The 19,115-nt window shown below is 50.3% G+C and carries 13 protein-coding genes; 11 read left to right on the forward strand and 2 right to left on the reverse strand.

The genetic code is table 11. From position 1 onward, the window contains the following. Positions 1-38: 38 nt before the first annotated feature. Both C2M36_RS07350 and C2M36_RS07355 read right to left on the reverse strand, forming a co-directional pair. Positions 39-2,600 (reverse strand): glycoside hydrolase family 3 protein, encoded by a 2,562-nt coding sequence (locus C2M36_RS07350; RefSeq protein WP_105254344.1) that lies wholly within the window; start codon positions 2,598-2,600, stop codon positions 39-41. Positions 2,601-2,602: 2 nt separating this feature from the next. After that, on the reverse strand, positions 2,603-3,841 hold the full coding sequence (locus tag C2M36_RS07355; protein ID WP_105254345.1) for a sugar MFS transporter: 1,239 nt from the start codon (positions 3,839-3,841) through the stop codon (positions 2,603-2,605). 158 nt (positions 3,842-3,999) lie between these two features. Here C2M36_RS07355 and C2M36_RS07360 point away from each other — a divergent pair, with 158 nt between their 5' ends. The 11 genes from C2M36_RS07360 (at position 4,000) to C2M36_RS07410 (ending at position 19,108) form a co-directional block, all read left to right on the forward strand. Beyond that, positions 4,000-5,334: a GH1 family beta-glucosidase gene (locus C2M36_RS07360; protein ID WP_105254705.1), complete on the forward strand. Its 1,335-nt coding sequence runs from the start codon at positions 4,000-4,002 to the stop codon at positions 5,332-5,334. 49 nt (positions 5,335-5,383) lie between these two features. After that, positions 5,384-6,388 carry a LacI family DNA-binding transcriptional regulator gene (locus tag C2M36_RS07365; RefSeq protein WP_105254346.1) on the forward strand — a complete coding sequence of 335 codons (1,005 nt, stop codon included), beginning with the start codon at positions 5,384-5,386 and terminating at the stop codon, positions 6,386-6,388. Next, positions 6,385-7,965 (forward strand): sugar porter family MFS transporter, encoded by a 1,581-nt coding sequence (locus C2M36_RS07370; RefSeq protein ID WP_105254347.1) that lies wholly within the window; start codon positions 6,385-6,387, stop codon positions 7,963-7,965. Before C2M36_RS07365 ends, C2M36_RS07370 begins: the two co-directional genes overlap by 4 nt. A gap of 580 nt (positions 7,966-8,545) precedes the next feature. After that, positions 8,546-10,357, forward strand: coding sequence for a serine hydrolase domain-containing protein (locus tag C2M36_RS07375; protein WP_105254348.1), 1,812 nt, complete (start codon positions 8,546-8,548; stop codon positions 10,355-10,357). Between the two features lie 221 nt (positions 10,358-10,578). After that, positions 10,579-12,159, forward strand: coding sequence for an ABC-F family ATPase (locus C2M36_RS07380; protein ID WP_105254349.1), 1,581 nt, complete (start codon positions 10,579-10,581; stop codon positions 12,157-12,159). A gap of 142 nt (positions 12,160-12,301) precedes the next feature. Beyond that, entirely contained in the window at positions 12,302-12,574 is a 273-nt protein-coding gene (locus C2M36_RS07385) for a DUF4242 domain-containing protein (protein WP_105254350.1), read from the forward strand. 168 nt (positions 12,575-12,742) lie between these two features. Next, complete coding sequence (gene katG, locus C2M36_RS07390) at positions 12,743-14,959, forward strand: catalase/peroxidase HPI (protein ID WP_105254351.1); 2,217 nt, start codon at positions 12,743-12,745, stop codon at positions 14,957-14,959. A gap of 118 nt (positions 14,960-15,077) precedes the next feature. Next, positions 15,078-15,422 carry a hypothetical protein gene (locus C2M36_RS07395; RefSeq protein WP_105189303.1) on the forward strand — a complete coding sequence of 115 codons (345 nt, stop codon included), beginning with the start codon at positions 15,078-15,080 and terminating at the stop codon, positions 15,420-15,422. A gap of 251 nt (positions 15,423-15,673) precedes the next feature. Continuing rightward, on the forward strand, positions 15,674-17,860 hold the full coding sequence (locus tag C2M36_RS07400) for an OsmC domain/YcaO domain-containing protein (protein ID WP_105254352.1): 2,187 nt from the start codon (positions 15,674-15,676) through the stop codon (positions 17,858-17,860). A gap of 205 nt (positions 17,861-18,065) precedes the next feature. After that, positions 18,066-18,215, forward strand: a complete 150-nt coding sequence (locus C2M36_RS07405) for a DUF2986 domain-containing protein (protein WP_105254353.1) — start codon at positions 18,066-18,068, stop codon at positions 18,213-18,215. 254 nt (positions 18,216-18,469) lie between these two features. Then, on the forward strand, positions 18,470-19,108 hold the full coding sequence (locus C2M36_RS07410; protein ID WP_105254354.1) for a hypothetical protein: 639 nt from the start codon (positions 18,470-18,472) through the stop codon (positions 19,106-19,108). Positions 19,109-19,115 lie beyond the last annotated feature (7 nt).

Here is a 19,115-nt window from a genome sequence, read left to right on the forward strand (position 1 = left end):
CGGCCGGAGGCCGCTTTGGGAGGTTACTAGAAAGTCAACTAGTTGCAGCGTAACTGCCCCAATTGATCAGACTTCTTTTCTAAGCTGATGTCAGCAAGGCTCACGGTCAACGTGCCTGGGGTGCTCAGCTCAAACGGCACCACGGTATTTTGCAGTTTAAAGCCTTGGGTGGTGAAGCAAGCTAAATCCACCGTCAGCGGCTGCCAGGTATTCAATGGCACGGCCTTTAGTTGCTCGCTGATATCGACCTGTGCGCCACAGGAACCTGGGGCATCGCCCTCGCTTTCACAGTTCATCCTCAGGTATACGGCGTCACTGGGCGCTTGCTCAACATTGAGGTGAAATGTAACCACGACATCGCTACCTAGCTTGGCGCGTAAATCCTCTCTAAAGAAGCTTTTGCTGGCCAGGCGAATACCGGCGTTTGCATTGCCGTTAAAGCGCAGCTTACGCGCATCTTCCTGCACCTCTTTGTCTATGGTGCGATAAAATAACCCGCCTACTTCGTGGGTGTTGGCACTGACCCTGATACTTTCATCGCCGGAATAGAGCCAGAGTTGCCAGGGCTTTTGTACCGTGCCGGTAAAAAGCGGCACGCTTGCTTGTTGTTGGTGTGCGCTTGCTACTTGCTCATCCAGTTCGTCACTTAATACATTTTTATCGCCGTAGCTTAAGCCAAAGCCATAAGGCAATAATGGTGCGTAGTTTGTATCTCCCCGGTTTACTAGCTGAGTCGGGGTTTTTGGCCAGGAGTAGCTAAGGCGTCCGGTAAAGTCATGTTGTACCTGGCCTTGGGCGTCAGTGAAGAGAACATCCGCTACCGCCAAACCTTCGGAGCCTGGCAGCCAGGCGGCCACAAAGGCGTCAGAGGCGTTCAGTTCCGGGTTGACCCACATGGGTCGGCCGCTGATGAATACCGCAACAATAGGAATACCGTGTTGTTTAAGGCGTTTGAGCAGCGCTAGATCTCGTTTATCGCCGGCTTGGTATTCAAGGTTGGCGCGATCACCATGCCCTTCCGCATAAGGCTCTTCTCCGAATATGACTATGGCAACATCTGGTTTTTCCTCAAAGCTGCCATCTTCACTCAATTGCGCGCTGCCGCCAGCGGCCTCAACCTGCGCTGAAATACCATCCCAAATTGAGGTACCGCCGGGGAAGTCGCTATTTTCATTGTTGGTGCCTTGCCAGGTGATGGTCCAGCCACCCGATTGCTTGCCAATGTTGTCAGCCGCATCCCCAGCAACCAACACCTTGGTGTTGGGTTTCAGTGGCAGGAGCTGTTCATTGTTTTTAAGTAGAACCAAAGACTCGCGCACCGCTTGGCGAGCCACTTCACGGTGCGCTTCGCTGCCTATAAGCTCGCTTTTTCCGGCATAGATGCGCTGTGCCGGGCTGGGTTTTTCGAACAAGCCAGCACGTACCTTGACACGCAAGATTCGGCGCACGGCGTCATCGATACGGCTTTGCGAAATATCGCCGCTTTGCACTTGAGCCAAGGTGTTGTCGTAAAGGGCTTTCCAATCCCCAGGGACCATAAAGATGTCTAAGCCGGCATTAATGGATTGTGGGCAACTGGCATTGCTACAATCGGCTACCTGGCCATGACCGTTCCAGTCACCGACCACAAAACCATCAAAACCCATGCGCTCTTTCAGGACATCGTTAAGCAGGTATTTATTGCCGTGAATTTTCTCGCCATGCCAGCTGTTGAATGAGGCCATCACCGATTGTGCACCGGCATTGAGGCCTCCCACATAACCCTGGGCATGGATCTTATAGAGCTCTTCTTCAGAACTGATGTTGTCACCCTGGTCGTCACCGCCTAGGGTACCGCCATCGCCGACGAAATGCTTGACCGTGCTGATCACCTTGTCTTGGCCAAGGAAACCCTCACCGGGCTTGCCTTGAAGACCAGTTACAATCGCATGTGAATAGGCCTTGATGATGTCAGGGTCTTCCGAGTAACCCTCGTAGGTGCGGCCCCAGCGGTCGTCGCGCACCGCAGCAACCGTGGGCGCAAAAATCCAATCAATGCCCGTAGCGAGTACTTCGGTCGCGGTTACTTCGGCAATTTTTTCGATCAACTCGGGATTATTTGCCGCACCTAAACCTATGTTGTGCGGAAACAGTGTGGCACCGATTACATTGTTATGGCCATGTACCGCATCGGTACCCCACATGGTTGGGATGCTGCTGCCATCGAGCGAGTCATCGATGGAGGCTTGATACATTTTTTCTGCAAGGGCGACCCAATCCTCTACCTTGGCCTGCTTGTTATTGTCAGGAAACGCACCGCCACCATTGAGGTAGGAACCAAAACCGTATTTACGCATGTCTTCCACGGAAATATCGCGAATTTCGGGTTGGATCATTTGCGCGATTTTTTGCTCAAGGGTCATGGTCGTCATGATCTCGGTGATGCGACTTTCCACATCGTTCAGCTTTGCCACTTGGTTATCAATCTTTGGCCACAGCTGCTGAGGTGCCTGCTTTGGCGTTGCTTGCACTTGTTGATCGCCAGACTTTTGCTCCTTAGAGCAGCCCGCGCTCACTATCACTGCAAGACTCACTGCAATTGAGCTTAAAGTAGATTTCATTGTTATTTTCCTGATTCAATAGCGTGTGGAATAGCACCCTTGATGCCATAAAAAGCGATGTAAACATAACACAGGGCAGGGAGAAGGAATGACCACTGTAGACCGATGCTATCGGCGAGCATGCCTTGGAAAAGGGGTACTATGGCACCGCCGACAATGGCCAGGCAAAGTATGCCCGAGCCTTGCGCCGTGTGTTTACCTAGGCCGTTGAGCGCCAAGCTGAAGATGGTCGGGAACATCACAGAGTTACATAAACCCACTAACAAAATGGCCCACATGGCGAGCATGCCGTCAAAAAATACGGCAATAAGCACTAATGCAAATGCGCTCATGGCATTGAAGGCGAGTACGGTACGACCGGAAATTTTCTGCATAACCGCGGCGCCGATAAAGCGACCGACCATAGCGCCGCCCCAGTAATAGGTAAGGTATTTAGCCGCTTCCCCTTCATGCATTGAGGCAATGCTATCCAGGGTGAAGAAGTTGACGATAGTGCTGCCGATAGCAACCTCGGCACCGACATACATAAAGATACCCAGTGCTCCAAGAGTTAAGTGACTGTATTGCCAAGCAGAACCTTTGGTGCTGGTATTGCTACCTGTTTGGCTGGTGATTTTAGGTAAGGTTAGTTTTGCAAAAATGCCCGCCAGTAATAACAAGGCCCCGGCGAGCATCAGGTAGGGCCCTTGTGTTGCGGATGCATCCCCTTTGATCACCTCAGCTCCTTCGGTGAAAATCAGAATTGAGCCGAAAAACGGCGCGACCGTTGTACCAAAAGAGTTAAACGCTTGGGTCATGGTTAAACGTGAAGGGGCGGTTTCCGCCGGACCTAATGCACTTACATAGGGGTTCGCAGCCACCTGTAAGATGGTAATGCCCGATGCCAATACAAAAAGTGCGATCAGGAATAGGGCGTAGATGCCGGCACTGGCCGCGGGGTAAAACAGCAAACAGCCCACACAGGCAACGACAAGCCCGACCACAATGCCGCGCTGATAGCCTAGCTGTCCAACGAGCTTACCTGCAGGCAAAGAGACCAGGAAGTAAGCAATGAAGAAGCAGAACTGTACCAACATGGCTTGTGTGTAGTTAAGCTCAAAAGCCCCTTTTAAATAGGGAATAAGTATATCGTTAAGGCAGGTAATAAATCCCCACATGAAAAAAAGCGAGGTCAGAGCCACAAGCGCAAACCGATAGGGTTGATTTGCGCTGGGCGAGTGTTCCTGCGCTGACTGCTGCATTGATAAAGCCACGTCGTTCTCCTGTTGATCTTTTATCCGAAAGCGCTTACATTTACAAATGAAAGCGCTTTCATTTGCATTTGATAATTGCAGAAAGTGCCGATGAATTCAAATAAAAAAATCCCGGTGTAGGGATATAAAATGGATCTGTTACCTTGATATCTACAATCAGCTTGCCAGACGAATCCCCCATGCTGCGCCGAGAGTTTATTTATGGTGTGGCCACTTCTTCGTTTCAGATTGAAGGAGCAAAAGACGCTCGAACCCCTTGCATTTGGGACACTTTTTGTGAGCAACCCAATGCCATTGCCGACCACAGCAATGGCGCTATCGCCTGTGAGCATGTGAAGTATTGGCAACAAGATGTGGCTATGATTGCAGATTTAGGCGTAGACGCTTATCGCCTTTCTATCGCCTGGGGCCGGGTTATGAATGTGGATGGCTCCATCAACGCTCAGGGGCTTGGATTCTACCGGAATTTGGTTGAGGCCCTGGTGGCCAAGGGTATCAAGGTGTTTGTCACCTTGTATCACTGGGATTTGCCGCAACACCTTGAGGAGCAAGGGGGGTGGCTGAATCGCGATACCGCCTATGCCTTTGCCCTTTACACTGAGGTGGTGGCCAAGGCCTTAGGCGACCGGGTTTACTCATACGCGACGCTCAACGAGCCTTTTTGTTCGGCTTACTTGGGGTATGAGGAAGGCATTCATGCGCCGGGTAAAGTAGGGCAGGCAAACGGGCGTCAGGCAGCGCATCATTTATTATTAGCGCATGGCTTGGCCATGAAGGTGCTTAGGCGCTGTGTACCCGATAGCCTGTGCGGTATCGTACTTAATTTCTCTACCGCGTATAGCGCCAGTACCCGCGAGGCCGATGTGCAGGCGGCGCGCAAAGGGGATGAATACCACAACCATTGGTACATTCAGCCCTTATTGGAAGGTCGTTACCCGGATATTCTCAACGACCTGGATGCGCAATCGCGTCCGCAGGTCGAAGAGGGTGACATGGCAATTATCGCCCAGAACAACGACTTTATCGGCGTTAACTATTACACCCGAGCCGTTTATAAAGACGATGGTCATGGCTGGCTTGAGCAGGTGGTGCCTCAGGGCCATGCGCTGACGGCCATGGGCTGGGAGATAGTGCCCGATGCGTTCACCAAGCTTTTAGTGGAACTCGACCAGCGCTACCAGCTTCCGCCCTTGTACATAACCGAAAATGGCGCGGCCTTTGATGATCAGCTTGTAGCCGGTGAGGTGGTGGATCAGCCAAGGATTGATTATTTTAACAGCCACCTGCGCGCGGTGGATAATGCCATCCGACAAGGCGTGGACATTCGCGGTTATTTTGCCTGGAGCCTAATGGATAACTTCGAATGGTCGCTCGGGTATAGCAAACGTTTTGGCCTGGTTTATGTGGATTATGCAACGCAACAACGGACGTTAAAACACAGCGCTCTGGCGTACAAAGCATTGCTTAGCAATAGACTCTAGCGGCGTATTGTATTAGCGTTGCTCCATTAGGAAATTTATAAAAACAACCATGGTAACCATCTACGAAGTATCAAAAGCCGCCGGCGTATCATTGGCGACCGTGTCCCGGGTGATGAACGGTAATGTGAAGGTCAGCGACCGTACGCGCCAAAAAGTACTCAAGGCAATGGCAGAGTTAGGCTATAAACCTAACTCCATTGCCCAGTCTTTGGCCTCCAATCGCAGTAACAGCGTGGGCTTATTAGTGTCGGCATTGCACGGCTCTTTCTTTGGCAACATGATGAGTACCGTTGAGGACGTATTGCGAAAGGCCGGTAAACACGTCGTGATCACCGCGGGCCATAGTGATGAGCAACAAGAGAAAAATGCCATCGAATTTTTACTCGACCGACGCTGTGATGCCTTGATCCTTCATGCCGAGGCGGTCAGTGATGAGTACCTGTTAGAGCTCAGTCAGTGCGATGTTGAAGTGGTGTTGATTAACCGCCGTATCGAGCAAATGGCCGAGCGTTGCTTCTATACCGACAACGAGCTCGGCGGTTATCTGGCCACCAAGGCTGCCATAGATAAGGGGCACAGGGATATTGCCTACATCAGTGGTCCCTTGTTTAAGCAAGATGCGAAAGAGCGCTTAGAAGGTCACAAGCGTGCCTTGCGCGAGGCAAACATCACCTTTGACCCTGAACTTATGGTTGAGGGCGGCTTCCATGAAGAAGAAGGGGCACAAGGTTATTTGCAGTTAACTGCGGTAAACAAACCCTTTACGGCCTTGATTTGTGCCAACGATGAAATGGCCTCAGGGGCGATGACCGCGGCTCGCGAGCGCGGCGTGCGTATTCCCGAGCAGTTGTCGGTGGTAGGCTTCGATGATGTGCTTTTTGCCCGCTATTTATACCCCAAACTAACAACCATAGATAACCCGATTCAGAAAATGGGTAACGGCGCGGCTCTGTGGGTACTTGAGCACGTATACAAGGATAAAAAATCACGACATCACACAAACTTGTTCGCCCCCAAATTAATTGTGCGTGACTCCCTGGTAGCCCCTGAATGAACAAAATCATCCCTCCAGCTTTGTTTTACACTCTAGTGGTTTCGCTGGGGGGATTTATATTTGGTTTTGATGCGTCGGTGATCTCCGGTGCCATTGGCTTTATCTCCGAACAGTACCAACTTACAAGCTGGCAGCAAGGTTTTGTGGTCAGTTCACCCACCCTAGGCGGGTTATTCGCCACCTTGTTCGCGGGCGTGGTTAGTGACGCCATCGGCCGCCGCAAGACCTTGATAGTCATAGCCGTGTTATTTGTTATCTCTGCCGCGGCCTCGGCGTTGGCGCAGGGGTATTGGATGCTGGTCATCGCCCGCTTTATCGGCGGCATGGCCTTTTGCTCCTTGATGGTGGCGCCCATGTATATCGCGGAAATCAGCCTGCCTGAGCATCGCGGTAAATTGGTGTCCATCAATCAACTCAATATTGTCTTGGGTTTTTCTGTTTCCTATTTCAGTAATTACTGCCTACTGCAGTGGGCACAAAGCGACGCAGCCTGGGTAAATACGTTGGCGCTCGATGAGCATTTGTGGCGTTGGATGTTAGGCTTGGAGCTGATACCCGCACTGTGCTGGCTGGTGCTGCTGTTTGTGATCCCGCGCAGCCCGCGCTGGTTACTGATGCAGCGCATGGAAGAAGAAGCCGAATCCGTGGCGATAAAGTTATTTTCTGCCCAGCAGATCGATAAGCAGCTGGGCAGCATGCGGGCATCACTGCAACAGCAGGTGCCGCCTTTATCTGAGCGTATTAAAACTGTGTTCGGTGCTAAGTTGCGGTTTGCGCTAATGATAGGCCTCTTGGTGGCGGTAGCGCAGCAGATCACCGGCATTAATGTTATCTTTTTTTATGCGCCAACCATCTTTGAACAAAGCGGGGTCGGAACCAACACCGCATTCGCACAAGCGGTGTGGATAGGCGTTGTGAATGTGCTCTTTACCCTGGTTGCCATGTTGAGTATTGACCGTTATGGACGTAAGCCTTTGTTACTTTTCGGTCTTAGTGGTATTGCCATAAGCATGGCCCTGTGTAGCTGGGGCTTTAATCAGGCCACCTACCGGCTCGATCAAAAAGCGCTGACTCAGCTAAACACTCAGGTGCCCGCCGAGCTGGTGCAAAGCCTGGAGACCATGGCCGGCGCTACTTACGCAAATGATGTGGTGTTTAAGGAAGCTCTGGCACAGCGTCTCGGTGAGCAACAGCTGCAAAGCCATCAGGGTAAAATTATGGCCGAGGCGATCACCATGAATGCGACCCTGGTGCTAGTAGGGATCACCCTATTCGTGGCCGCCTTTGCCGTTTCATTGGGCCCGGTCATGTGGGTGATGTTTTCGGAGATTTTCCCTAATGCGGTGCGGGCGGTGGCGATTTCCGTGGTAACCGTGATCAATAATGGCGTGAGCTTTTTAGTGCAACTGGTTTTTCCCTGGGAGCTGGCGAAGTACGGCGCCGCGGTGACCTTTGCCCTCTACGGCGTTTTTGCGCTGCTGTCGTTATTGTTGGTCTGGCGGTATTTACCGGAAACCAAGGGCAAGTCCCTAGAGCAACTGGAGCTGGATTTAAGCTACAACCAAGAGCGGGTATAGAAGCCCAGCCACACTCGTTTTATTAAGCGCGGGACACCTGGATTATTTTTTGCTGGTGAGTAAAGCCATTGGGCAAGGAAGTGGCTCACCAAGCCAGAAATTTCATCTCTTGTTATCTACGTAATTCATTGGCGCCTAGACGCACTTCCCACAACTTTACCAAGTACAAAATTAAGCCCGTGGCTGAAAAATTAGCCCATGATAATGAATAATTTCGCCTTGCTCAGTCAGCGTACATAAAGGTAGTGCTAGTATCGCGCGTTCAAAAGTCAGGGAGGGGGACATACGGATGACACAGGGTTGGTAAGTCTATAACATATAAAAATCAGGATGTTATCAGACACTCCGCGTGCGTTTGAGGGGATAAGCCATGCGCTTTGGCCTCATTGCATAGCAAAAACACAGGCTACCGACCAGATCAGGTGAAACGCTACAATGGCAAAGAATAAAGTCGATTACTCAAAAGATAAGACACGAATGCCCTTGAAAGCTCAGCCTATGCGTGATGCAGGATCCACCGAGTATTAACCCACCTAAATTTAACGCCTTGTCGAGGCGAGAATCATAAATAGAGACATTGATGTTCAAAAAAATCTTATTATTGTTTTTAACCTTAGTTTCGTTACAGGTTGTCAGCGATGAAAGCAGTGCTGATTACACTCAGCAAGTGACAAAGATCATAACCAATGAAGGGCTCGTCGGCCTCTCCTGGTCCACCGTTACTGATGAAGGTAGCATCAGCGGCAGCGCCGGGTATGCGAACCTGGCTAAATCGGAATTGATGAAACCGGGACAAAAGATGCACGTGGGCTCGGTCAGCAAATCGGTGCTGGCCTTGGGCGTACTAAGGTTGATATCCGAGGGCCGACTGTCTCTCGACACCAATGTGGAAACTCTGTTACCACAGCTGAATTTTAAGAACCCTTGGGGGGGCCGCTCACCGATCACTGTAAGGAGTCTTCTCGAGCATACCGCAGGGTTAGAGAACGTGAGAATGTGGCAGTTTCTCAGTACTCAGCCTACACCTCATACCCCACTCGAAAATGCTTTCGCTTCTAACTTTTCGACCTTACTTAAAGTGAGAACTGAACCCGGCACTCAATATGCGTACAGCAACATGGGCTATGCGTTGTTGGGAATGGTGATTGAAGCGGTAACCCAGCAAGATTACGAAGCATATCTGGATAATAACTTGTTAGCCCCTCTGGGGATGCGCGATAGCAGCTTTGCGTTTATTAGCCAACAAGCAGATCCGCTTTTAGCCATGGGTTATCATGAACATAATGTCCCTCAGGCCGCTGTGCCAACGTATTTGCGCCCCGCCGGTCAATTCACCACTACGGCGCCAGATATGACGAAGTTTATGACCTTTGCTTTGGGTGATGGCCAACTCAATGGGGAAACATTTATTAGCTCGCCATTAATGACCATGCTTGCTCATCCACAAGGCACAGATGCTCATGCTGCTGGCCTAAATATAGGGCATGGCCTTGCGTTTGCTACCCGAGACCGCCATGGTGTCGTCGGCCATTGCCACCCCGGAGAAACATTTGGTTTTCACTCCTTTATGTGTTTGTTCCCCGGGGAAGGCAAGGGCTTCTTTTATGCCAGCAATACAGACAGTGAACTCGCCGATTATGAAAAACTGACGGCCCTGTTTATTCATGGCTTAGCCCTTCCCAGTGCACCTATAGTCGGAGCAGCTGAAAAGACTTTTGATACCACAGCTTTTGAGGGTATTTACCTCTTGTCACCGAACAGCATGGCCGAGTTTGAACTCATTGATAGACTCTTTGGTTTTATCTGGTTGAGGCCAGCGAATGATCACCTAGTGATGAAGTCGTTGCAAAGTGAGGACAAGCGGCTGGTTCAAGTCAGTGACAAACTGTTTCGCGATACCGAGCGAACTCAGCCATCACATGTTTTTTATACCAATAAAGAAGGTGAGTTACTGCTTAGCGACGGCCTTAAAACTTATAAAAAGGGAAGTTTAACGGATCTTGTATTTTATTGGTTGAGTATCGCACTTGGACTCATTGGCATCGTTTATATCCTGCTTTTAGCCCTATACCGACTCGGAGCCAGAAATTTCAGCGGTCTTAAGCGACTCATATGGCCATGTTTAAACTTAGTAGCCGTCGGCATTCCGGCTTACTTTTATGCTCATCAGTCCTTTTTAGAGTTTGGCGACCCGACTAGAGCGAGCCTTTCACTAACTTTAGTGACCGCTCTTTTGCCCATCACCCTGTTGTTATCTCTAAGGCTCTGCTTTAAAAGCCGAGATAAAACCAAGAGCCTGATACGGGATGCGGTCTTCATACTTATGGCCTTGCAACTTTGTGTTGTGCTCGGAGTGTGGGGGCTACTGCCTACGATATTTTGGCATTGGTAGGGACTTTTTCTATTGGGGAGCGACGCAGCCGCAATGAGCTGTTTTGCTCCCAATTTCTTAAGCCTTGGGCAAGGAATGACTCCCATCACACAGCATATCTTAACGAGTTTGACTTCAGCGCCTATTTTTATCGGCTAAAAGTACGTCTGTAGGTTTCTTAAAGCGGCATATTCCGTTACACTGCGCGTCCTTTTTTTGACCAACCATGGATATCATTTCCCTTGATCGCAACAGCAAATATCGCCATGCAGTTTGGCGCTAAGCCTCTTTTTGAAAACGTTTCCGTTAAGTTCAACAATGGCAACCGTTATGGCCTGATCGGCGCCAACGGCTGCGGTAAATCGACCTTTATGAAAATTCTGGGTGGCGATCTTGAGCCCTCGGCGGGGAACGTGATGCTCGGCGAAGGCGTGCGTCTGGGTAAGTTGCGTCAGGATCAATTTGCCTTCGAAGAATATTCGGTGATGGACACGGTATTAATGGGCAATACCGAGCTGTGGGCGGTGAAAGAGCGACGCGATTTCATTTACAGTCAGGCCGAGATGAGCGAAGAAGAAGGCATGGAAGTAGCCGACCTGGAAGTACGCTTTGCGGAGATGGACGGTTACACCGCGGAAAGCCGCGCCGGCGAGCTTTTGCTTGGCTTGGAAATTCCTATTGAACAACACTTTGGTCCCATGAGCGAAGTGGCTCCGGGCTGGAAGCTGCGTGTATTGTTGGCGCAAGCCTTGTTCTCCGATCCGGATGTACTGCTACTCGACGAACCGACCAACAACCTGGATATCAACACCATTCGCTGGTTAGAGCAGGTACTGGTTGAGCGTAAGTCGACCATGGTGATCATCTCGCACGACCGTCACTTCTTAAATACCGTGTGTACCCATATGGCCGATTTGGACTATGGTGAGGTGCGCCTATTCCCGGGTAACTACGACGAGTACATGACCGCGGCCACCCAGGCCCGTGAGAAAATGCTTAACGAAAATGCTAAGAAGAAGGCGCAAATTGCCGAGCTGCAAAGCTTTGTTAGCCGCTTCTCTGCTAACGCTTCTAAGGCTAAGCAGGCCACCTCTCGTGCCAAGCAAATCGATAAAATTCAGCTTGAAGAAGTGAAGCCATCAAGCCGCGTCAGCCCCTATATTCGCTTTGAACAAGAGAAGAAACTGCACCGTCAGGCTATTACCATCGAAGGCTTGTCAAAAGCGTTTGAAACGCCCTTGTTCAGCAACTTTGACTTACAGGTTGAAGCCGGTCAGCGTGTTGCCATTATCGGCCAAAACGGCGCCGGTAAAACCACCTTACTGCGTTGTTTACTGGGTGAGGTCGAGGCCGATCAGGGTTCGGTAAAATGGGCCGAGCAAGCGAAAATTGGTTATATCGCTCAGGATCACGCCGCCGACTTTGTTGAAGACGCTAACCTGTTCGACTGGATGAAACAGTGGACCACGGGCGACGACCAGGTGGTGCGCGGTGCTCTTGGGCGCATGTTGTTTTCCAATGATGATGTGAAGAAACGCGTTAAGGTGCTTTCCGGTGGTGAAAAGGGTCGCATGCTGTTTGGTAAAATGAGCCTTATTAATCCTAACGTGCTGGTACTGGACGAGCCGACCAACCACCTGGATATGGAGTCTATCGAGGCTCTGAACCTGGCCTTGGAAAACTACGAAGGCACCTTGTTCTTTGTCAGCCACGACCGTGAGTTTGTGTCATCCCTAGCGACGCAGATTATTGATATTCGCCCCGAGGGCATAGTGCACTTCCAGGGCTCATATGAAGAGTACCTAAAAAGTCAGGGAATTTAATACCCTAAGGTTCCCGGCTGGCGCCTTCGCCGGTCGGGGCTCATACAAGCCACAGCCCTAATCCTGCCATTTCCACCTAGGCCTCTTCACTCCAGCGCTCCTTGACTATACTTATTGCTCTTACTCTCAATGGAGGTCAGCAATGCCAAAGTACGTGATTGAAAGAGAAATAGAAGGTGCGGGCGGGCTGTCCGCAGATGAACTGCAAGGGATTTCACAGCGCTCCTGTGATGTACTCGAGCAACTCGGCCCGCAGATTCAGTGGGTGGAGAGCTATGTGACCGGTAATAAGATTTTTTGTGTGTATATTGCCCCGGATGAAGCTCTGATCAAGCAGCACGCCAGTATGGGTGAGTTTCCAATCAGTGCCATTCATGAAGTTAAAACCATTATTGATCCCACCACCGCCGAATAAAGGCCTTCGGGCTTGGCACTCATTGTTGTGGTAGCCAAGCCTCATTAAATGAATAAGCTATCAAAATAATCGATTAACCCAATCTGTTTTTATCGCTGCAACAGATTAAAACCATGAACTATATTCAATCTCGTTAATCACTTAACTCCAAAACGGGGAGAGAGTTTCATGGGTAAAAAAACACGTCCTTTCATCAGCGCTGCCGCTCTGGCTGTAACCTCGGTGCTCACGCTGGGCGCTCAGGCCGCATCCGTTGAGCCGAAATCAAATCAGTTCTGGTGGCCGGAGCAGCTTGACCTCAGTCCGCTGCGCGCACACGGGGTGGAATCACACCCTTATGGTGACAACTTTGATTATGCCAAGGGCTTTGAAAGTCTGGATCTTAAAGCCGTTAAAGAAGATATTCGCGCCGTTTTGACCGAGTCTCAGGACTGGTGGCCGGCGGACTATGGTCATTATGGCCCCTTCTTTATTCGCATGGCCTGGCATGCCGCCGGTACCTACCGGGTATTTGACGGTCGCGGCGGTGCAGGCGGTGGGCAACAGCGTTTTGACCCGCTCAACAGCTGGCCCGACAATGCCAACCTGGACAAAGCGCGCCGCTTACTGTGGCCGGTCAAACAAAAATATGGCCGCAATATTTCCTGGGCCGATTTAATGGCGTTAACCGGTAACGTGGCCTTAGAAGACATGGGCTTTAAAACCTTCGGCTATGCCGGTGGTCGTGAAGACGACTGGGAGCCGGATCTTGTTTACTGGGGCCCGGAAGGTAAAATGCTCACCGACGAGCGCCGTGATAAAAAAGGCAAGCTAAAAGGGCCTTTGGCGGCGGTGGAAATGGGCTTAATTTATGTTAACCCGCAAGGCCCACACGGTAAACCCGATCCTCTACTAGCGGCCACCGACATCCGTATGTCTTTCGGACGTATGGCCATGAATGATGAAGAAATCGTGGCCCTTATTGCCGGTGGTCACACCTTTGGTAAGGCTCACGGTGCCAAAAAAGGCGATTGTGTCGGCAAAGAGCCTGCGGCCGCTGCCATCGAAGACCAAGGCTTTGGTTGGAAAAACAAGTGCGGCAAGGGGAACGCGGAAGACTCCATGACCAGTGGCTTTGAAGGCGCCTGGACGGTCACGCCAACGCAGTGGACCACTAACTATTTAGACAACCTATTTAACTTTACCTGGCAGCAAACCACCAGTCCGGCCGGTGCTATTCAGTGGATCCCCACCGATGAGTCGGCGAAGAATCTGGTTCCCGATGCCCATGTTAAGGGCAAGCGCCATGCACCCATTATGTTCACTACGGATATTGCGCTGAAAAAAGACCCTGAATTTCGCAAGATTGCCGAGTCTTTCCGTGCCGATCCCGACAAGTTCGAGCTCGCCTTTGCCAAGGCCTGGTTTAAGCTAAATCACCGTGACCTGGGCCCTCGTGCTCGTTACCTGGGTGATGAAGTACCGAGCGAAGTATTAATTTGGCAAGACTACATTCCCGAAGTGAACCACACCCTGGTAAATGATAAGCAAATTGCCGACTTAAAAGCGAAAATCCTCGATTCTAAGTTGACCGTGTCTGAGCTTGTGCGTGTTGCCTGGGCTTCGGCGTCGAGCTTCCGTGCCAGCGATATGCGCGGCGGTGCCAACGGTGCCCGTCTGGCCATAGCGCCGCAAAAAGATTGGCCGGTAAACAACCCCAAAGAGGTGGCCAAGGTGCTTAAGGTATTGAAGAAAATTCAAAAGGACTTCAATAAAAAAGGCGGTGACACTCAGGTATCGCTTGCCGATTTGATTGTCCTGGGCGGTGCCGCGGCGATTGAAAAGGGCGCCAAGGATGCGGGCTTTAGCATTCGCGTGCCGTTTAAGCCGGGTCGTATGGATGCCTCGTTAGAGTACACAGACGTGGAATCCTTTGCGGTGCTTGAACCGACCGCCGATGCGTTCCGTAACTATTACAGCAGTGCCTGGAAGTCGCCCACGGGTATGCTGGTTGAGCGTGCCAACCTGCTTGGCTTAAGCGTGCCGGAAATGACGGCGCTGCTAGGCGGTATGCGTACGCTGGATGCCAACTACAAGGGCATGGATCACGGGGTATTAACCAAAAATCCGGGAACCTTAAGCAATGACTTCTTTGTTAACCTGCTTGATATGTCCACGAAATGGAGCAAATCAAGCAAGGAAGAGGGTGTGTATGAAGGCTTCGATCGTCAAAGCGGTAAGAAAAAGTGGACCGCGACCTCGGTCGACCTGATCTTCGGTTCCAACTCGGAGTTGCGTGCGATTGCCGAGGTGTATGCATCCGATGATGCTGAACAAAAGTTCGTAGATGACTTTGTTGCGGCATGGACCAAGGTGATGACAGCAGATCGTTTCGATCTAAACTAAACAGACCCTATGGCCGCAAAAGCGGCCCTTTTTTTACGTATTGGTATCGCATCCGAGATGATGTAAAATTAACCGCCCCTTTAGCGGGGACTATGTTTTACAAAATCGAGCGACAGATATGCAGTACTTCAAATATACCCTCATCGTTTTAACCTCATTATTTATGTTTGGCTGTGGTGGCCATGGGTATGAAGGGCACTATGTCAGCACCTCGGATAACAAGGTATTTAATGCCTTGTCGGAACTGGCTGGCGCGAAAAAAATCTACATCGGCGAGAACTTCATCGAAGCGGATGGTCAGCGCACCGAGTTTGACGAAATCTTTGTGCGTGAGCTTAAGTCGGGTGACTACCTGGTGTTTAAATCGGGCAATGAAGAACAAACCTGGCTGATTGAAGACGGTGACGTGCTGGTGCGCGATTTAGGCTTAATGTCGTTACGCTTTGAGCCGGTAGAAAAATAAATTCCACTGATTTGTGGTATCAAGCAGGCAGCACAGGGCTGCCTTTTATTGTTAGTGACTGCTCGCTAGCACCGAATCCAAGGTCTCTTTGTGGTTTTGATTTATATAATTCCAAAATAAACCAAGACGATTGCACGCAAAAAGACGATAATTGGAACATTAAATTCATTAGATTGACCGATATTGCCACCCAGTCTGCTTAGCAGCGCTGGCAAGCTCGGTCATTGCGATTTTTAGAGTACCGATAACACATGGAAATTAAAGTTAATTTTCTCGATAACCTCAGACTTGAAGCCAAGTTTGATGACTTCACCGTGATTGCCGATCAGCCGATACGTTATAAAGGCGATGGCTCTGCACCCAGCCCGTTTGATTACTTTCTGGCATCATCGGCTTTGTGCGCAGCTTACTTTGTGAAGGTGTATTGCAACAGTCGAGAAATTCCAACCGATGGTATTCGCATTTCGCAAAACAACATCATAGATCCGGAAGATCGCTACAATCAGATCTTCAAAATTCAGGTTGAGTTACCAGAGAGTATTTCTGACAAAGACCGCCAAGGTATTTTGCGCTCAATCGAGCGTTGTACGGTTAAGCGCGTAGTGCAAACCGGACCCGAGTTCCAAATCGATCCGGTAGAGAATATCGATGAAGATGCCCAGGCCATGTTGATGGTGGAGGCCGACCTTGATCACAGCACCTACATTTTGGGTAAAGACTTACCGCTTGAGCAAACCATCCAGAATATGACCGGCATGCTGGCCGATTTGGGAATGAAAATTGAAGTGGCGTCGTGGCGCAATATCGTTCCGCATGTGTGGTCTTTGCATATCCGTGATGCGGCGTCACCTGCGTGTTTCACTAACGGTAAAGGCGCAACCAAAGAAAGTGCGCTGTGCTCAGCACTGGGTGAATTTATCGAGCGCCTAAGCTGCAACTTCTTCTACAACGATCAGTACCTGGGTGAAGAAATCGCGCACAGCGACTTTGTCCATTACCCCAATGAAAAGTGGTTCCAAGCGGGTGCAGACGATGCCCTGCCAGAGGGGATCTTAGACGACTACTGTTTAGAGATTTACAACCCGGACGGTGAACTGCAAGCGTCGCATTTAATCGACACCAACTCGGGCCGTGCTGACCGCGGTGTGTGCTCTATTCCGTATACCCGCCACTCGGACGGCGAAACGGTTTACTTCCCGCAAAACCTGATTGAGAACCTGTTCCTAAGTAATGGTATGAGTGCGGGGAATAACCTCAACGAGGCCAAGGTTCAGTGTTTGTCTGAAATCTTCGAGCGCGCCATTAAACGCCAGATCATTGAGCAGGAAATTGTCCTGCCGGACGTACCGCAAGAGGTGCTGGCCAAGTACCCGGATATTGTTGAGGGCATCGAAAAGCTCGAAGAGCAGGGCTTCCCGATTGTTATTAAGGACGCCTCACTGGGTGGTCAATTCCCTGTTATGTGTGTGACCCTGATGAACCCGCGGACCGGTGGCGTATTCGCCTCATTCGGTGCGCACCCAAGCCTGGAAGTCGCGTTAGAGCGCAGCCTTACCGAGTTGCTGCAAGGGCGCAGCTTCGAAGGCCTCAACGATGTGCCTAAACCCACCTTTAACTCCATGGCGGTGTCTGAACCGGAAAACTTCGTTGAGCACTTTATTGACTCAACCGGGGTGATCTCATGGCGTTTCTTCAGCGCGAAAGCGGATTACGATTTTGTCGAATGGGATTTCTCGGGCACTAACGAAGAAGAAAGCGACGCCTTGTTTGGCATTTTAAAGGCGCTGGGTAAAGAGGCATATATTGCTGAATTTACAGAAATCGGCAGCGCATGTCGTATTCTTGTGCCGGACTTTTCAGAAGTGTACCCGGTGGAAGACCTGATTTGGGATAACACCAACAAGGCACTGCAATACCGTGAAGATATCTTGAATCTGCACTCGCTATCGGACGATGCACTGGCCGCCTTGGTAGAGCGTTTGGAAGAAAGTCAGCTGGATAACTACATCGACATCATCACCCTCATCGGTGTTGAGTTTGATGAAAACACCGTGTGGGGCCAGTTGACCATTCTTGAACTTAAGATTCTGATTTACCTGGCACTGGGTGAATTGGAAGAGGCCATCGAGCTGGTGGGTGACTTCTTACAATACAACGACAACACGGTTGAGCGTGGCTTGTTCTATCAAGCCGTGAACGCGGTGCTTGAAGTAACCCTGGATGAAGAGATGGAGTTGGCCGACTTTATCCATAACTTCTCACGTATGTTTGGCAAAGAAACCATGGAAAACGCCGTGGGCTTGGTCACCGGTGAGGTGCGTTTCTATGGCCTAACCCCAACCAATATGAAGCTAGAGGGCTTGGACAAGCACCTGCGTTTGATCGACAGCTATAAAAAGCTACACAAAGCCCGTGGTGAGTTGTTTAACAAAGGCTAGTCTGAATTAGTTTAACGCCCAAGAATAAGGCATTGAATTAAAAACTAAAAAGCGAACCACTGAGGTTCGCTTTTTTGCTGGCTATGCAAGCGCATGAGTTTGTGACTGAAAACATGTCGGTGTAAACGCCAATTGCAGGGTATAATGCAAGGCGACGTCATTAATCACATATCGAATCCACGCATCGAAACCAAGTATCTAAAATATGAACCGTAAAAAGAAAATTTTCACCAAGCTTAAAGCCAAAGACAAACGCGCGAATGCCAAATTGCACAAAAGCAATAAACCTGCCTACATCTCAAAAGCCGAGCGCGAAAAGTTAGAGCAACAAGAGAATACGGCGTCAGAAGAGTAATTCCACCCGCTTACTAACACGCGATATCCATAAAAATAAATTCGACGATTCACAGCCGACGGCGAAATGGCCCTTGCTGCCATGCAATGCCTGTTAAATGCCGACCTCTACCTTATAAAACTAGGCGTTAAACGGTTTGGATATTAGCCTAACTAATTGCTTTTTCTGTTTAATTTCTTAATTGGCTGGCATATTGCCCGGCGCTCATATAGGCTTTTAGCGGTTATTCATTAGCTTATTTACGCAGGGAAATTATGGAAAAGAAGGTTATACAGCTGTCTATTGCCGAACTCATGCTACACAAACGTGGCCCCATGGACGGTGCCGAAGACATTAACTTGTTTCGCTTTGTGCTGAGCTATCCGGCGGAAGGAATTTCGGCCATCGAATCGGTGAAAACCCTGCTGTCGACCGACGACCTGCCGACCGACTGGGACAGCGACTTCGATAAGGCGATTTTGTTTAAAACGCCACTGCGGGGCAAGGCCCAGCTTTCTATCGAGGCCTGCAGCGTCGATAAGGACTCCCAGGCTCAGGCGTCATTTAAAAAGCTGTTAAACAGCATCCTCGGCTCGACCCTGGGCATTTTTACCGGCGGTTTTGGCAGCGCCTATGTGGGTAAGATCACCAATACCGTGGGCAAATCCGTCATTGACGTCCTTGGCGATGACGAAGACGTGGATATTATCGGCAAAGCCACCTATTTGCTCGACTCCGAACAGTTGCCCGACACCATTGACTTACCCTTGATGGTCGACACGCCCGTGGTAGAGAAAAAGTACGTGCTCGTGGGTCATGAAAACAGCATTAATCGCCGCCGCAAGGTGGTGGAAAACGAGGTGATCCCGGCGGGCAACAACGGCCAAATTCGCATTAAAGTCACCGAGCTTTAGCGGGACT

The sequence above is a fragment of the Pseudoalteromonas sp. T1lg75 genome, from assembly GCF_002964705.1.
GTDB lineage: Bacteria > Pseudomonadota > Gammaproteobacteria > Enterobacterales > Alteromonadaceae > Pseudoalteromonas.

Bases quoted from the DNA above. Each gene is read 5' to 3' on its own strand.
- C2M36_RS07350 (WP_105254344.1), bottom strand. From the start codon at position 2,600: ATGAAATCTACTTTAAGCTCAATTGCAGTGAGTCTTGCAGTGATAGTG.
- C2M36_RS07355 (WP_105254345.1), bottom strand. From the start codon at position 3,841: ATGCAGCAGTCAGCGCAGGAACACTCGCCCAGCGCAAATCAACCCTAT.
- C2M36_RS07365 (WP_105254346.1), top strand. From the start codon at position 5,384: ATGGTAACCATCTACGAAGTATCAAAAGCCGCCGGCGTATCATTGGCG.
- C2M36_RS07370 (WP_105254347.1), top strand. From the start codon at position 6,385: ATGAACAAAATCATCCCTCCAGCTTTGTTTTACACTCTAGTGGTTTCG.
- C2M36_RS07375 (WP_105254348.1), top strand. From the start codon at position 8,546: ATGTTCAAAAAAATCTTATTATTGTTTTTAACCTTAGTTTCGTTACAG.
- C2M36_RS07385 (WP_105254350.1), top strand. From the start codon at position 12,302: ATGCCAAAGTACGTGATTGAAAGAGAAATAGAAGGTGCGGGCGGGCTG.
- katG (WP_105254351.1), top strand. From the start codon at position 12,743: ATGGGTAAAAAAACACGTCCTTTCATCAGCGCTGCCGCTCTGGCTGTA.
- C2M36_RS07395 (WP_105189303.1), top strand. From the start codon at position 15,078: ATGCAGTACTTCAAATATACCCTCATCGTTTTAACCTCATTATTTATG.
- C2M36_RS07400 (WP_105254352.1), top strand. From the start codon at position 15,674: ATGGAAATTAAAGTTAATTTTCTCGATAACCTCAGACTTGAAGCCAAG.
- C2M36_RS07405 (WP_105254353.1), top strand. From the start codon at position 18,066: ATGAACCGTAAAAAGAAAATTTTCACCAAGCTTAAAGCCAAAGACAAA.
- C2M36_RS07410 (WP_105254354.1), top strand. From the start codon at position 18,470: ATGGAAAAGAAGGTTATACAGCTGTCTATTGCCGAACTCATGCTACAC.